Annotated in this window: 8 protein-coding genes; all 8 read left to right on the plus strand. The window is 34.8% G+C overall.

From position 1 onward, the window contains the following. Positions 1–33 precede the first annotated feature (33 nt). The 8 genes from JC605_RS13735 (at position 34) to JC605_RS13770 (ending at position 17,038) form a co-directional block, all read left to right on the plus strand. The gene (locus JC605_RS13735) at positions 34–1,989 is read left to right on the plus strand and encodes an alpha-galactosidase (RefSeq protein ID WP_233074111.1); all 1,956 of its coding nucleotides are present in this window, start codon (positions 34–36) and stop codon (positions 1,987–1,989) included. 10 nt (positions 1,990–1,999) lie between these two features. Beyond that, positions 2,000–3,964, plus strand: coding sequence for a sialate O-acetylesterase (locus JC605_RS13740; RefSeq protein ID WP_198856744.1), 1,965 nt, complete (start codon positions 2,000–2,002; stop codon positions 3,962–3,964). Between the two features lie 18 nt (positions 3,965–3,982). Then, entirely contained in the window at positions 3,983–6,187 is a 2,205-nt protein-coding gene (locus JC605_RS13745; RefSeq protein ID WP_198856745.1) for an alpha-galactosidase, read from the plus strand. 69 nt (positions 6,188–6,256) lie between these two features. Further along, positions 6,257–7,273, plus strand: coding sequence for a GntR family transcriptional regulator (locus tag JC605_RS13750; protein ID WP_198856746.1), 1,017 nt, complete (start codon positions 6,257–6,259; stop codon positions 7,271–7,273). Positions 7,274–7,276: 3 nt separating this feature from the next. Continuing rightward, positions 7,277–8,869, plus strand: coding sequence for a solute:sodium symporter family transporter (locus tag JC605_RS13755; RefSeq protein ID WP_198856747.1), 1,593 nt, complete (start codon positions 7,277–7,279; stop codon positions 8,867–8,869). Between the two features lie 447 nt (positions 8,870–9,316). After that, positions 9,317–12,343, plus strand: a complete 3,027-nt coding sequence (locus JC605_RS13760; RefSeq protein ID WP_198856748.1) for a TonB-dependent receptor — start codon at positions 9,317–9,319, stop codon at positions 12,341–12,343. 26 nt (positions 12,344–12,369) lie between these two features. Continuing rightward, positions 12,370–13,902, plus strand: a complete 1,533-nt coding sequence (locus JC605_RS13765) for a RagB/SusD family nutrient uptake outer membrane protein (RefSeq protein ID WP_198856749.1) — start codon at positions 12,370–12,372, stop codon at positions 13,900–13,902. A gap of 190 nt (positions 13,903–14,092) precedes the next feature. Beyond that, positions 14,093–17,038 carry a discoidin domain-containing protein gene (locus JC605_RS13770; protein WP_198856750.1) on the plus strand — a complete coding sequence of 982 codons (2,946 nt, stop codon included), beginning with the start codon at positions 14,093–14,095 and terminating at the stop codon, positions 17,036–17,038. Positions 17,039–17,154: the final 116 nt, after the last annotated feature.

A 17,154-nucleotide genomic window follows, 5' to 3' on the forward strand; every position in this document is an offset into this window, starting at 1 on the left:
AGTCCATTTATGCAGGCTCAAAAAAGCATAAAAATGACTTTTGGAAAAAATGGCAACATTACTTATGATGTTAAAAACAAAACAATAGCAGTAAGCCAATCTGGTAAAAATATTTTTTCTGGAGCAAAAGCTTCGGTTGTTGTTAATGGTAAAACAATTTCTATTAGTGATTATCCTGAAGCGGTTTTATCAAAAGAAGCTTTTACAGATAATTTAGGAAAAGGGACAAAGTATATTCTAACTTATAAGGATAAAAACAATCCAACTTTAATTCAAAATTTCTTTACCTATAATAATCAATCTTATTTTATAACTCAAATTGAAATTTTAGGAAACGAGAAGCAAATAGCAACCAATTATATTGCGCCATTAGATTTAGGAAAAATTACTTTTGATAAAGTAGAAAACTTGCAAACTGTTTTTGTTCCTTATGATAATGATGCTTGGGCGAGTTATAATTCTAAAAAATTAGATACAATTTCAAATAATACAAGTGCAGAAGTTGGAATAGTATTTAATAACACTTCTAGAAATGGTTTTATAGTAGGTTCTTTAGAACATACCGTTTGGAAAAGTGCTGTAAAATCAATCAACAAAAATAAAGAGCCTTTATTCTCGGCTTGGGCAGGTTTTTCTGAAAAAGAAATAACGCGAGACAGCATTGCGCACGGTTTGGTAAGAGGAAACAAAGTATTGTCGCCAAAATTCTTTGTTGGATATTATTCCGATTGGAGAAACGGAATGGAAGAATATGCTAAAACCAATCGTATTGTAGAAAAACCATATGTTTTTGAATGGGATAAGCCAACTCCAGTGGGATGGAACAGCTGGGGCGTTTTGATGGAAAAAATCAATTATGAGAATACGACCAAAGTTGCTGATTTTTTTGCGAATCAAATTCCGCAGTTTCGAGTAGGAAACACAGCTTATATCGATCTTGATTCATTTTGGGATAATATGGTAAAAGGCGGTTTTACAGGAGATTTCAGCAAACTAAAAGAATTTGCAGATTACTGTAAAAATAAAGGATTAGAACCGGGAGCCTATTGGGCACCTTTTACAGATTGGGGCTGGAAAGACGGACCAAACCGTAAAGCAGAAGGAAGCGATTATACTTTTGGCGAAATGTGGACAAAAACTGGAAATACTTATTTTGATTTTGATGGCGCACGCGCAATTGATCCAACACATCCTGGTACGCTAAAACGTGTTGATTATGTAATTAATAAACTAAAAGCGTGCGGCTTCAAAATGATCAAAATCGACTTTCTAGGACATGCAGCGGCTGAATCTTCTTCTTTTTATGATAAAAATGTCACAACAGGAATGCAGGCTTACAAAGTAGGAATGGAGCATTTGGTAAATGCACTAGACGGACAAATGCTTATTTATGCCGCAATTTCTCCAAATATGGCAACCTCTCGTTATGCTCATATAAGACGTATTGCATGCGATGCTTGGAAAACTATCGAGCAGACTCAATATACTCTGAATAGCGTGAATTACGGCTGGTGGCAAACCTATTCGTATGATTATATTGATGCCGATCATGTTGTTTTTGCTGATGTTACAGAGGGAGAAAACCGTGCAAGATTAATTTCTGCAATAATCACAGGAACATTAATCACAGGAGACGATTACAGTAAGGAAGGAATTTGGAGCAAACGCGCCAAAGAGTGGCTTCAGAATAAAGAGTTGCTTAAGATAGTGGCTCATGGCGTGGCTTTTCGACCAGTAGAAGGAAATACAGGAAAAGATACAACTGAAGTTTTTCAGCAGAAAATAGAAAACGATTGGTATATCGCTGTTTTCAATTATGGAAACGAAGCAAAAAGCTATGCTTTACCATTGGAGAGATTAGATATTCAAAAAGGAAGTTATCAAATCGAAGATCTTTTTACTTCTCAAAAGAGCGAAATAAAAGACAATACTTTAAATGTAAATCTTGGTTCAAAAGATGCTCATTTGTATAAAATCATAAAACGATAATAGATTCAGCATGAAAAAATATCTTTTAAAAAATATTCTGTTAGCTGTAATAGGACTGGTTTCGGTTGCAGCAAATGCTACAGTAAAGTTGCCTTCTTTTTTTACTGATAATATGGTTTTGCAGCAAAAAAGCACCGTTCCGTTTTGGGGAGAAAGCAATCAGCAATCAGTATCAGTTACAAGTTCTTGGGATAAAAAAACATATAAAGCTGCCGTTGTAAATGGTAAGTGGAATGTAGTTTTAAAAACGCCTGCTTACGGCGGACCTTATACGCTTGCAATAAATGACGGAGAAGTAAAAACGCTTCAAAATATTCTAATTGGAGAAGTGTGGTTGTGTTCTGGACAAAGCAACATGGAAATGCCGCTTGAAGGCTGGGGAAAAATAGAGAATTATAAAGAAGAAATTGCAAACGCCAATTATCCTGAGATTCGATTATTGCAAGCAGAACATATAGAAAGCACTTTGCAATTAAATATACTAAAAGTGCAACACAATGGATGGAATGTCTGCGATTCTAAAACTATAGCAGATTTTAGTGCAACAGCTTATTTTTTTGCTAGGAAAATTTATAAAGAAAAAAAAATTCCGATCGGATTAATCCATTCTTCTTGGGGAGGAACATTGATAGAAGCTTGGACAAGTTCTGGAGCGTTAAGCACCATTCATGATTTTGATGCTCAGATAGAAGCGATGAAATCTGAATCAAGCAGAGAAACTTTAGAGAAAAAATACAATGCTGATTTAGCGGTTTGGGAAAAACATCTAGCTAATGCTGACAAAGGATATCAGAACGAAAAAGCAATCTGGGCTTCAGTTGGTTTTGACGATGCTTCATGGAAAACAATGAAGGTTCCTTCTTTTTTTGACAGCAACGGATTAGGAAATTTTGACGGTATAGTTTGGTTCAGAAAAAAGGTTGCCATCGCAGATAATAGTAAAGATTTTACTCTAAGCTATTTTGCCGATGATGATGATATGATTTGGGTAAATGGAAATTATATTGGAGAAACAAAAGGATATAACGTAGAGCGTCATTATACCATTCCATCAAAATATTTGAAAAAAGGAGAAAACGTAATTATCATTAGAGTATATGACGGAGCAGGAAATGGAGGTATTTATGGAGAAGAAAATATCGCTTTAAAATCAGATAAAGAAATTATTTCCTTAGCAGGAGATTGGAAATACAATATAGGTGCAGACAGTAAAGATTTGCCTGCACGACCTTATCTGGCTCAGGGGCAAAATAGGCCAAGTGCAATATACAATGCCATGATTGCTCCTTTGGCAGATTACAAAATAAAAGGAGTAATCTGGTATCAGGGAGAAAGCAATGCAGAAAGAGCTTTTCAATATCAAAAATTATTTCCGCTGCTTATAAACGACTGGCGAACTCAGTTTAAAGATAAAAATCTTCCGTTTTTCTTTGTGCAGTTAGCCAATTACAAACAGCAGAAACAAGAACCTGGAGATTCGGATTGGGCAGAATTAAGAGAGGCACAGTTCATGGCTTTAAAACTGCAAAACACAGGAATGGCAGTAACCACTGATATTGGAAATGGAGAAGATATTCACCCAAAAAATAAACAAGATGTAGGAGGTCGTCTCGCTAATATTGCTTTAGCAAAAGTGTATAATGCCAAAATCGATTATTCGGGACCGCTTTATAAATCGTTTAAAATTGAAAACAATACAATTGTGTTAGATTTTGATTTTAACACTGAAATTAAAGCTAAAGAAGGTATGCTGAAAGGATTTTCTATTGCGGGAGCAGATCAGAAATTTTATTGGGCAGAAGCAAAAATAGTAAACGGAAAAGTGATCGTATATGCGCAGAACGTTCCAAATCCTGCAGCGGTTCGATACAACTGGGCAGATAATCCAGACGGAAATCTGACAAATGCATCAGGTCTTCCTGCGTCATCATTTAGAACAGATAATTGGAAAGGAATTACACAAGAAAAGAAGTAAAAAATAATACATAATAAAATGAAAAAACAAAGTATCAATTTAAGGCAGTCTTTTGCGATAGCATTTTTTATTCTCACGAGTTATTGCAGTTCAATAACAGCACAAGAAATTATAGCTGTAAAAACAAAATCAAATGCATTGGTTTTACAGGTAAATAAAGGCAAAGAAGTAAGTACTATTTATTTAGGAGAAAAATTGGCAAACGATTCAGATTATGCCAAAATACAAAGTCAGTTTCGTCAAGGAACCGATTATTCAGGTATTTATAATGCCACTTATACTGCTTCTGGATCTAAAAATTTATTAGAACCAGCTATTACCGTAACTCATGCTGACGGAAACACTTCGTTAGATTTGTTATATGTAAGCCATAAAACCAACACGGTTAGTACAGGAGTTTCTCAAACCGAAATCACTTTAAAAGATCCAGTATATCCTGTTGAGGTTCATTTGTTTATTCAGGCGTATTACGATACTGATGTTATTGAGCAATGGACAACCATTCAGCATAACGAAAAAGGAAGTATTACTTTAAACAAATATGCTTCGGCTAACTTATATTTAAAAGGATACAACAATTTCTATTTAAACCAATATCATGGTGAATGGGCCAAAGAAATGCAATCTGAGGAGGCTAAAATTACTCACGGAATTAAAACTTTGGATACTAAATTAGGCTCACGTACCAATTTATTTCAGCCTTCAGTATTTATGGTTTCTTTGGACAAACCAGCTTCAGAAGACGAAGGGAAAGTTTTATTTGCAGGTTTGGAATGGTCAGGAAACTTTAGAACTGATTTAGAACTAGATCCGTTGAATAACCTTCGAGTAATCTCTGGAATTAATAATGCAGCGGCTGCTTACAAACTGGCTAAAAGCGAAGTTTTTACAACACCTAAATTCTGGTACACTTTATCATCTAAAGGAAAAGGACACGCAAGCCGTAATCTGCACGATTGGTCAAGAAACTATAAAATCTTGGACGGAAAAGGAGATCGTTTGACATTGTTAAACAACTGGGAAGCAACCTATTTTAATTTTGATGAAGATAAACTGAAAGTCTTAATTGCTGACAGTAAAAAATTGGGCGTAGATATGTTCTTGTTAGATGACGGATGGTTTGGAAACACTTATCCGCGTAGCAATGACGATGCGGCTTTAGGAGATTGGGAAGTTAACAAAAAGAAATTGCCAAACGGAATTGGAACTTTAGTTAAAACAGCCAAAGACAATCAGGTAAAATTCGGAATCTGGATTGAGCCAGAAATGGTAAGTCCGGCAAGTGATTTGTACAAAAAACACCCAGAATGGATTGTAAAACAGCCAGGAAGAGCAGAACATTATTTCCGTAATCAGTTGGTTTTAGATTTGTCTAATCCAAAAGTTCAAGATTTTGTTTATGGAGTTGTAGACAATCTTTTTACCGAAAATCCAGAATTGGCTTATATTAAATGGGACTGTAATGCTGTAATTTATAATGCATATTCTAGTTATTTAAAAGATAAACAAAACAACTTTTATACAGATTATGTAAACGGACTTTATAAAGTATTGGAGCGTATTCGTGTAAAATATCCAACAATACCAATGATGCTTTGTTCTGGTGGTGGAGGAAGAGTAGATTACGGAGCTTTGAAATATTTTACAGAATTCTGGCCAAGTGACAATACAGATCCTTTAGAGCGTGTGTACATGCAGTATGAGTACTCTTATTTTTATCCTGCTTTAACAATTGCAGCGCACGTTACAGACTGGGGAAAACAGCCTTTAAAATACCGTACAGATGTTGCGATGATGGGAAGATTAGGTTTTGATATTGTGGTGAAAGAATTAAACGATAAAGACTTAACTTTTACACAACAGGCTATCAAAAATTACCATGCATTAAGCAATACTATTTGGCATGGTGACCAATATCGTTTACAAGATCCGTACGGAAATGATGCTGCGTCTGTAATGTTTGTCAATAAAAATGGAAATGAAGGAGTGGTTTTCAGCTATTCTGTTAATTCAAGATATGAAGCAGGAACACATCTTCCAATAAAATTAAAAGGATTGCAAGCAAATCAAAATTATAAAATAGAAGAAATCAACGTATATCCAGATAAAAAACCAGTAGTAGAAACAGCGGTTTATTCTGGCGATTTCTTAATGCAAGTGGGAATCAATCCAAATGTTACGCCATCAAACAGCAGCGTGGTTTTAAAAATTACTAAAGCTTAACTAAATTATAAACATTAGTATATATTTGTAATACTATATTTTCTAAATAAATACCTATTAAAACGTTTTATGAAGCAAATTATTCAGCAGATCAAAAATCTTGAATCTATTAATTCCTTATCTAAACATGAGCAATTGGTTCAGGGGATAATTAATGCCATTGATGAAAAGGTAGTCACAAAAGGCGATTTGCTTCCGTCTGTAAATACTTTTATAAGCGAACTGGGTTTTGCAAGAGAAACCATTGCAAAAGCTTATAAAGAACTTGTTCACAGAGGAATAATCGAATCCAAAAATAGATTGGGTTACTTTGTTGCCACTAATGATGTAAAGCAGGAGTTGAAAGTTGCATTATTGATCTTTGCATTTGATATTTTTCAGGAAACGTTTTATGAGAATTTTAGAAAAGGGCTTGGAAAGAATGTGCAATTGGATATTTTTTTCCATCACAATAATTTTAGCACATTCGAAAACATTGTTCAGAATATAAAAGGAAAATACGGAATGTTTGTTATTGCTCCGATTCCTAGCAAAAAAACGCCAGATGTCTTAAAACAACTTCCAACAAACAGAGTGTTATTGGTAGACCGTTTTATAGAAACAGATGAAGATTATAATTATGTTGCACAAGAGTTTGGAGATTCGTCTTACAATGCTTTTGTGCAGCTTAAAGATAAAATTAAAAAATACGACGAATTAGTTTTCTTCTTTAAACCGTCGTCTGCAGAACCTAATGAAATTTTAAATTCCTTCAAAAGATTCATGAAAGATTATGATATCAAAGGAGTTATAAAAGAGGAGTATACGGCTGGTTCTCTAGAAAAAGGAAAAGTGTACTTTACCATTCATAATCTCGAACTTTGGGAAATGTTGAAAGACTCAAAAATCAAAGGTTTGAAAATTGGTAAAGACATTGGGTTTATCTCACACAATGATGATATTGTAAAAGAGATTATTTTTGATGGTGTCACAACATTTTCTACTGATTTCGCAGAAATGGGAAAAAAAGCAGCCGATTTTGTTTTAAACAGAAAAAAAACTCAGGAAATCATTCCAACAATTCTTATAGATAGAAATTCGTTGTAATTTATGAACGTTTCATCCATTGTTAGTTTTTTACTAATAACAGGTTTAGTTGCCGTAATTTCAGCATTAAAAACTCGGAAAAAAAAGGTTCAGACAACAGATGGACTTTTTTTTGCCGATCGTAACAATAATTTTTTTATCGTTGGAGGAGCCTTACTATTGAGCAATATCAGTGCTAATCAGTTTATAGGCGAAAACGAATCTATTTACAATAATAATATGAGCGTGATAGCATGGGGCGTAAGTTCTGTGCTAGCCATGCTTTTGGTTGCTGAGTTCTTCCTGCCAATTTATTTCCGTACTGGAGCCATGACCATTCCAGATTATCTAGGAAAACGTTACGATCATTCTACTAAAAGACTAGTTTCGATAATATTTCTCTGCAGTTATGTGGTCAATTTGCTTCCTGCTGTTTTATATGGAGGCGCAGTTGCCTTAACCGGAATGTTTAATTTTTTACAACCTTTAGGATTAACCTATTGGCAGAACATTTGGTTTATGGTTTGGGTAATCGGACTTACAGGATGTGCTTATTCTGTTTTAGGCGGTTTGCGCGCCATATCAATTAGTGACACGGTTTTAAGTATCGGATTGCTGACAATTGGAATTGCTTTTCCGTATTTTGGATTCAAATATTTAGGGAACGGAGATTGGTTTAAAGGTCTCAATATTCTGCTTTCAGAACACAAAGAACATTTAAATTCTATTGGCGGATCTCAAGATGAGATTCCGCTTAATACCATTTTTACAGGAATGTTTATCATGAATCTGTACTATTGGGGAATGGAACAATTTATTGTGCAGCAAGCGCTTTCGGCCAAAAGTTTATCGCATAGTCAAAAAGGTATGGGATTGGCTTGTTTAGGAAAGTTGCTTTGCCCTTTCATTATTAATATTCCTGGTTTAGTTGGAGTTCATCTTTACGATAAATTAGAAAATACAGCAGAAGTTTTTCCGCTAGTAATAAAAGATACATTGCCAGGAGTAATGATTGGTTTAACTGCCGCTGTAGTTTTGGGTGCTGCAATTAGTACTTTTAATGCGGGACTTAATAGCAGTAGTACATTATTTGTGCTTAACCTCTATAAACCGTGGTTGGAGAAAAGAAACAAAGAAGTAACAGAAAGGCATCTGGTTTACACTGGACGCAAGTTTGAGATTATTGTCTCGGCTCTAGCAATGTTTTCAGCTCCATTTATCATTTTTAGCAAGGCAGGTTTTTATACCTATTTGCAGCAATTAGGAGGCATGTTTTGTGTGCCAATTTTTACCATTATTCTAGTAGGTTTTGTATTTAAAAAAGTACCGCCTCAAGCAGCAAAAATTGGGATGATATTTTTTATTCTTAGCTATATTATTTTTAATTACCTTCTAGATATTCAACTGCATTATCTGCATATGTTAGCTTTGCTATTTGTGCTTACTTCTGTATGTATGTTGGTGGTTTCTAAATTTTATCCTAGTTACAGTTATGCTGAAATTAAACTGGAATCGGTTGAATTAACTCCTTGGAAGAATCGATATTGGTATTTCGCCCTTTTATTGATTGGTATGCTGAGTATCTTTATATTATTTTCAAAATGGGGAGTCGCATAGTTCTAAAATTCTAAGAATCAGAGAAATTAAGATTTAAAACTTTTTGATAGAGATGCACTATAGTGCATCTTTTTTGTTTCACTTAAGAAGTAAAATCTTGTTTTTTTTTGAAAATTAAGTTTGCTAGACTAGGAATTAAATTCATACGATTTTCCTTGTTTTAAGCATAATACTTCTAATGTTTTGTCTGATATTTCTTTAAAACGATTCGCTATCTATTCTGTTTTTCGTTTTTATTCCTGTGTATTTGTATTAAAGACGAAATAAATCACTGAAAAAAATAGCAAATTCTTAAACATAAATTTGGATGTAATAAAAATATTTGTATGTTTGTAATGTTGTAGTATAGTATAGTATAAGTCAATTCGTTTTCTCATATTCTAGATGCTCAATAAACAAATAAAAAAACTAACTCTCTAATTTATTAACTAAAAAAACCAAATTATTATGAGAATTGCAATAAGATACTTATGCTTCTTAGTAGTTATGCTTTCTGCCGGTACAGTTTATTCCCAAACCATAACCGGTAAAGTTACAGATAATGAAAACTTACCTTTGCCTGGAGCAACCATTCTGGTAAAAGGTACTAAGATTTCTACAGCTACAGACATTGATGGTAGTTACAAATTAACAAACGTAAAATCTGGCTCCACACTAGAATTTAGTTTCATCGGATTTGATTCAAAGACTGCAACAGCAAGTAAATCTGAAATTAATATTTCTTTGACTCCAAGTACACAAGAACTGACTGAAGTTGTAATCGTGGGGGCCAAAATGAAAAAAGGAGATTTAACAGGAGCTGTAAGTAGTGTTTCTGGTGACAAGCTTCGAGAGGTTCCTACGCCAAACGTAGTGCAAGCACTTCAAGGGCGTAGTTCTGGTGTATATGTGCAACAAAGTGCTGTTCCTGGTCAAGCAGGTTCAATTAGAATTAGGGGGAATAATTCTCTAAACTTTGGAGGTAACCCAATATTTGTAATTGATGGTTTGATTACCGATAGCAATTTTGAAAACATTAACCCTGACGATATTGCGAGTATGGAAATTCTTAAAGATGCTTCTGCTACCGCATTATATGGTTCAAGAGCGGCTAATGGAGTAATCGTAATTACAACCAAAAAAGGTTCAAGAACAGGAGAAGCAAAAATACAGTATGATAGCTGGACAGGTGTATCTGAATTTGCAAGAACTATCCCTTTGATGAATGGCCAGCAGTTATTTGATCTAAGAGTTGATGCTTATGCAAATCGCTATATGGATGAACATCCAGGGGCTGATCGTGCTGCTTATATCAATCAAATTAAATCAGATGGTTCTACAGTATTTGCGCCTTATGAATTGGAATCTTATAGAACTGGTAAAAGTTACAATTGGTTAGACCAAGTAACGCGTTCAGGCTTTCAAACTAACCATAATTTAAGCTTTAGCGGAGGAGGAGAGAAAGGAACTTATTTTGTAAGCTTTAATTATGTTGACCAAGAGGGACTTCTTAAAAACTCTGATTTTAAAAGATATAACGGAAAAATTAACCTTACGCAAGATTTAAAATCATGGTTGCAGTTCGGTACCAATACTACTTTTTCAAGAAGTGAAACTAACTATCAAGAAGGAAGCGCTTTTGGAGTGGCATTGGGAGCAAATCCATTATTGCCTATAGATCCTAAGGCTACTTATCTTAGATATGGTGAAGTATTTGACCAAAATCTTTATAATCCGATAAAAAGTCTTGATATCATAAATTCAAGTACACGTAATAGACTTACAAGCAGTAATTTTTTAAGCCTAAAACCAGTAAAAGGACTTGATATCAGAACTACTCTTTCTATAGACGTTACAGATCAGGCAAACTTTGATTATGTGCCAAGTTATACAGGGCAGTCGCTTAGAAACTCTATGAACGGAGAAGCGCATCATTACAGATATTCACAATTTAATTACCAATGGGATAATACCGCAACTTATAGCAGAGTCTTTGCTGAAAAGCATGATGTAAGTTTAATGGGAGGATTCTCTGTGATGAGCAACTCAGATAATTCAACCGATGTTAGAGCTCGCGGATTTGTTAGTGATGATTTGACCTATATGGCTTTATCTGGTGCTTATCAAAAAGATAATGCGCAGTTGGGTTCAAAATTTACAAATTATTCAAACCAATCGTATTTCGCTAGATTGAACTATACTTTTGATGGAAAGTATAATATTACAGGTACAATAAGAAGAGATGGTTCTTCTAAATTCGGTCCTAACAACAAATGGGGAACCTTTCCTTCAGTAGCAGGAAGTTGGGATATTGCTAAAGAAAATTTCCTTCAAGGATTTGAAAAATTAAGCCAGCTTAAGTTTCGTGTAGGATATGGTATGGTTGGTAATCAGAATGTGGATCCTTACAGATATTTTGCCTTGTATAATGCACAAGTGAGCAACAATTCTGGGACTTATGTGTCTGACAACTATATTGATAATTTTGATTTAAGATGGGAAAAACAAAAACAATTTAATATTGGGTTAGATGCTGGTTTCTTCCAAAACAGACTGACTGCAAGTGCTAACTATTTCCATATAAATAATGACGACCTTTTAATGATTCGCAATATGCCAGTTTCATCTGGATATAAATACAAGCTGGATAATATTGGTGCTACTACTAATCAGGGTTTCGAATTAGAGCTTAGCGGCGACATTATTAAAAACAAAGATTTAAGATGGAATGTTTCTGCTAACATATCATCAGCAAAAAATAAGGTTACAAAACTTTATGGAGATGCTACAGAGATATACAATTTAGGTGGTTATAGCAACAATGAGATCCAACGTACAGGAAACTTTTTCTTAGGCCAATCAGTAAACACAGTTTATGTATTTCAATATGATGGTATAGCACAACAAGGAGAAGACCTTAGCAAAGTAAATTACGGAAGCCGAACTGTTCAGCCTGGAGATATTAAAATTAAAGATCGTAATGGAGACGGTGTAATAAACGATCAGGACAGATATGTGGTTGGTGATTTAAATCCTGATTATTATGGTGGTTTTTCTACAGATGTTAATTACAAAGGTTTTGGATTAAATGCCGTATTTGCTTATTCAATAGGAGGTAAGAGACCAAGCGGAACTTACGAAAGTTACATGAACTCAGGAGGAATGAGTGCAGCACACACAGATCTTTTGGATCGTTGGACTCCTACTAATACTAATACAGATGTGCCAAGAGCTTATTATGGAGGAGGAAGATATACTTTAGGCGAAACAGATAAGGCAATTCAAGACGCTTCATTCTTAAGATTAAATGCACTTACATTATCGTATACATTAAAAGATAAAGTTGCAGAAAGTGTTTTTCTTAGAAACGCAAGATTTTATCTAACAGGATCTAATTTATTTATCATTACTAAGTATAAAGGCTATGATCCTGAAGGAGGAGATTCTTATCCAATGTCTAGAATGATAGTTATGGGATTAAATGTAACTCTTTAATCAAATTAATTTTAAAAATTATTTTTATGAAAGCAAAAATTATAGCCTTTATGGCTCTAGCTATATTATCAGGATCCTGCTCTTCAGATTTTTTGGATGAAGACCCTAAAAGTTCACTTACTGCTGCCCAAGCTTATGGCAGTTTAGGAAAAATAGAACCTGTTCTATTAGGAGCTATAACGAATTGGAGAAATATGCAAAAAGACCGTGCTGGTCTTTATACTTCTCTTGGTACAGACGAAGCGCAACAAGGAGCTTTGCAGGTAACTGGAGATGCAAACCAAGCAGGACTTGATTTGTACAATGGTTTTTTAAGCCAGGAGAATCAGGCAATTGGGCAATTATGGAATGACAGATGGCCAGTAATTGAAGTAGCGGCACAATCTATTAGAGCATTAGGAATCAATACTGAAGAAGATAGCGCAAAACGTGACCTTTTAATGGGGGAAGCTAGTTTTTTAAGAGCTACATTAATGTTTGAGCTTACACAATATTGGGGAGAAATACCAATTAACGATAAAGCAAAATCGGCAGAATTTGGCTTAAAACGTCAGCCTCTACCTTTGGTGTATTCTTATATAGTTGCCGATTTGGAAAGAGCAGTTGAAAAACTTCCTGCAACACAGAGCAATCCTGCATTTCCTGCAAAAGGAGTGGCTCAAGCACTATTAGGGAAAGTATATCTATATGCTCCACAAGCGTCAGGATACCGTGATTATGCCAAAGCAAAACAATGGTTTGAAGAAGTTATTAAATCTGGAAAATACAGTTTATTGCCTAATTATGCAGATGTTTTTAGCCCAGATCATGCTAACTCTCCAGAATCTTTATACGAATGGCAGTATACTAATAACTGGCCAGATAACAACCAAATACAATGGCAGACAGGCTCAAGAGTTTTGGCTAACATGGATCAGTACGCTTATTTTGGTGGTTATGACTTAATTCTTCCTACTCAATATTGCTATAAAGATAAAACTGATGGAGGAATATGGGAAGCAGGTGATATGCGTAAAGCGGCGAGCATTCGTTATGACTTTACCTATAAAGGAGTTGTGCCAACACTTCCAGCTGGTTTTGGTGGTGATGAGTTGGATCCGCACATTAAAAAATACGAAGATATTCGTGTAGATGGAAAACAATCGTTTTGGAATTCAGGAAAAAACAAACCATATATCAGATACTCTGACGTATTACTTAGCTACGCAGAATGTTTAAATGAATTAGGAAACACAACAGAAGCCGAAGGATATGTAAATCAGGTTCGTACAAGAGCTTTTGGAGGAACATTGCCTGATGCTATGAAATGGAGTGGACTTTCTCAAACGCAATTTAGAGTTCAAATTTTGGATGAACGTATGCGTGAATTAGCTTTTGAAGGTTGGAGAAGAATGGATCTTATTCGTACAGGAAAATTGGTAGAATTAGTAGGTGCTCGCAACAAATGGGCTAAACAAAACGGTACAATTGCTGAATTTCACAACCGTTATCCTATTCCGATTGGAGAGATCAAGCTTAATGATGAAATTGGTCCAGAGGATCAAAATCCTGGTTATTAATATCTAAAAAAACTTTAAATAGTAATTTTTTATTTTTTGGTCATGTGATTTGGTTAATATCACAGTTTTGATTTGTAATGCCATTTTGGGTATAGGTGTAGTAACAGTAGTGAGCTTTTCTGTTAGAAACTGAGCCCAAAATGGCATTCCTATTTTAATAAATTACAATTTTATAATCATTCAAATAACAATGAAATTCTATACTATTCAGTTTTATCTCTATTTATTTGTTTTAAACGCCTTATCGTTAAATTTTTATGCTCAAAATAGAGTAAGCTTAAATTCTTCTGATATTGCTTGGAAAGTAAAACCCCAAGCAGAAATTGGAAAAGACAGTCTTAAAATATTTACTCCAAACTATTCAGATGCCGATTGGGTAAAAGCAGTTGTTCCGGGAACTGTCTTTAATTCTTATGTAGTAAGCGGATTAGAAAAAGATCCAAATTTCGGCGATAATATTTATCAAGTCGACAAAGCAAAATATGACCGCAGTTTCTGGTATCGAACAGAATTTACGATTCCTGAAAACTTCACTAAAGAAATTATCTGGCTTAATTTTGAAGGAATAAATCGCGAAGGAGAAATTTATCTTAACGGAAAAAAAATCGCAGTTTTAAGCGGTATGATGCAGCGAGGAAAATTTGATATTACAAAATTGGTGCATCGTAAAGCAAAAAACGTTTTAAACATTCTGGTAAGCATTCCTAAACAGCCTTTAAACAATTACGGAAGCCCAACTTATATTTCTAGCGCTGGCTGGGACTGGATGCCATATGTTCCAGGATTAAATTCAGGTGTTACAGATGACGTATTCTTAAGCAACACTGATAAAGTAACTATTGCAGATCCTTGGGTTCATACCAGCTTGCCAACAAATGCTCGTGCCGATCTTGAAATAAAAGTAGACCTTAAAAATTCATCAGCACAAAATCAGGAAGGTGTTCTTACCGGAGTTATTATGCCAGGAAATATCACTTTTTCTAAAAAAGTAAGTCTTGATGCCGATGGAATTACAAATGTAAAATTAACAAAAGAACAGTTTCCAGAACTTTCCATTCAAAATCCGAAATTATGGTGGCCAAACGGTTACGGAGATCCTAATTTATACACTTGTCAGTTTACGTTTAAAATTGGAAATGTAGTTTCAGATAGCCAGAAAATAACTTTTGGCATCAAAAAATATACTTATGATACAGAAGGTGGCGTGCTCCATATTTCCATTAACGGAAAACGTGTTTTCTTGAAAGGAGGAAACTGGGGAATGAGCGAATACATGCTGAGATGCAGAGGCGAAGAATATGACTTGAAAGTCAAACTTCATAAAGAAATGAATTACAATATCATTCGCAATTGGTTAGGCTCAACTACAGACGACGAATTTTATCAGGCCTGCGATAAATACGGTATAATGGTTTGGGATGATTTCTGGCTGAATGCCAATCCAAATCTGCCATTAGATATTCACGTTTTCAACAGTAATGTAATCGAGAAAATAAAACGCGTTAGAAACCATGCAAGTATTGCACTTTGGTGCGGCAATAACGAAGGTCTTCCGCAACCTCCATTAAATGGTTGGATTGCCGAAAATGTAAAAACATTCGACAACAACGATCGTTATTATCAGCCATGCTCCAATACAGGAAATTTAAGCGGAAGCGGACTTTGGGGAAATAAAGATCCGAGATTCTATTTTACAAAATATCCAGAACCTTATGCAGGAACAGGCGACGGACCAAGCTGGGGATTAAGATCTGAAATAGGTACAGCCGTTTTTCCTAATATAGAAAGCTTCAAGAAATTTATTCCAGAAAAAGACTGGTGGCCAAGAAACGATATGTGGGACAAGCATTTCTTTGGACAAAAAGCATTCAATGCAACTCCAGATAATTATGATAAAAGCATAAACGAGCGCTATGGAAAACCTAACAATTTGGAAGAATACACAAGAAAAGCCCAATTATTAAACATTGAAACTAACAAAGCCATGTATGAAGGATGGTTAGACCATATGTGGGAAGACGCTTCGGGAATTATGATCTGGATGAGCCAGTCGTCTTATCCAAGTATGGTGTGGCAGACTTACGATTATTATTACGATTTAACGGGAGCCTATTGGGGCGTAAAATCGGCTTGCGAGCCTATGCACATTCAGTGGAGTCCAGTGAATAATTCGGTAAAAGTAATTAATACCACAGGAACCGATTATAAAAATCTAAAGGCAGAAGCTATTGTCTACAATTTAGATGGAAAACCAGTGACGAAATTCCAACAAAATGCCGTTGTAGATTCTTATTCAAATACAGCAACAGAAAGCTTTGTGATTCCGTTTTACTCGAATCAGAAAGATTTGGCTTTTCAAAAGAATGTTACAGCATCTTCTACAGATGGAGGAAATGTAAAAGACATTGTTGACGGTGATTCTAATACCAGATGGGCAAGTAATTCAACAGACAATGAATGGATTTACGTAGATCTTGAAAACGAATACGTGATCAATCGCGTGACTCTAAATTGGGAAAATGCTTTTGGGAAAGAATATAAAATTCAGATAAGTTCAGATGCAAAAAACTGGACCGATGCAAGTGTAATAAAAGACGGAAAACAAGGACTTCAAAATATAGCATTTGATGAGGTAAAAGGACGTTATGTTCGAATGTTAGGCATAAAACGAGGTTCTGGATGGGGTTATTCTTTATACGATTTTCAGGTTTTTGGAGCAGAAAATAGTACAGATACTTCAGATTTAAGTCCAGTGCATTTTATTCGCTTAAAGCTAAAAGACGCTCAGAACAAGGTAATCAGTGAGAATTTTTATTGGAGAGGAACCAATATGAAAGATTTTACAGCATTGAACAAACTGCCAAAAGCAAACGTAAATGTAACTTCGAAAGTGGTAAAACAAAACGGAAAATATGTGGTAAAAGCAAAAGTTTCCAGTACATCAGGAATTGCTTTTGGAATTCAGATGCAGGTTTTAAATGATAAATCAGGAACTCAGATATTACCCGCAATTGCAAGCGACAGCTATTTCACTTTGTTAAAAGGAGAAAGCAAAGAAGTTATAATAGAATTTGATGAATCAGCTTTAAAAAATGGAGAAAAGCCAGTTGTAAAAGCGATTCCATACAATAAATAAGAGTTCTATTTCTACAAGGTTTCTAAAAACCTTGTAGAAATTTTTTAAAGTTTTTTAATACAAATTAGGGCAGATTAAAAATTATTATAATTTCTTTAATCTGTGGCAAAAGAATA

Origin of the sequence: Flavobacterium sp. IB48 (genome assembly GCF_016405855.1) — a bacterium.
Taxonomy (GTDB): domain Bacteria; phylum Bacteroidota; class Bacteroidia; order Flavobacteriales; family Flavobacteriaceae; genus Flavobacterium; species Flavobacterium ginsengisoli.

Bases quoted from the DNA above. Each gene is read 5' to 3' on its own strand.
- JC605_RS13735 (WP_233074111.1), top strand. From the start codon at position 34: ATGACTTTTGGAAAAAATGGCAACATTACTTATGATGTTAAAAACAAA.
- JC605_RS13740 (WP_198856744.1), top strand. From the start codon at position 2,000: ATGAAAAAATATCTTTTAAAAAATATTCTGTTAGCTGTAATAGGACTG.
- JC605_RS13745 (WP_198856745.1), top strand. From the start codon at position 3,983: ATGAAAAAACAAAGTATCAATTTAAGGCAGTCTTTTGCGATAGCATTT.
- JC605_RS13750 (WP_198856746.1), top strand. From the start codon at position 6,257: ATGAAGCAAATTATTCAGCAGATCAAAAATCTTGAATCTATTAATTCC.
- JC605_RS13755 (WP_198856747.1), top strand. From the start codon at position 7,277: ATGAACGTTTCATCCATTGTTAGTTTTTTACTAATAACAGGTTTAGTT.
- JC605_RS13760 (WP_198856748.1), top strand. From the start codon at position 9,317: ATGAGAATTGCAATAAGATACTTATGCTTCTTAGTAGTTATGCTTTCT.
- JC605_RS13765 (WP_198856749.1), top strand. From the start codon at position 12,370: ATGAAAGCAAAAATTATAGCCTTTATGGCTCTAGCTATATTATCAGGA.
- JC605_RS13770 (WP_198856750.1), top strand. From the start codon at position 14,093: ATGAAATTCTATACTATTCAGTTTTATCTCTATTTATTTGTTTTAAAC.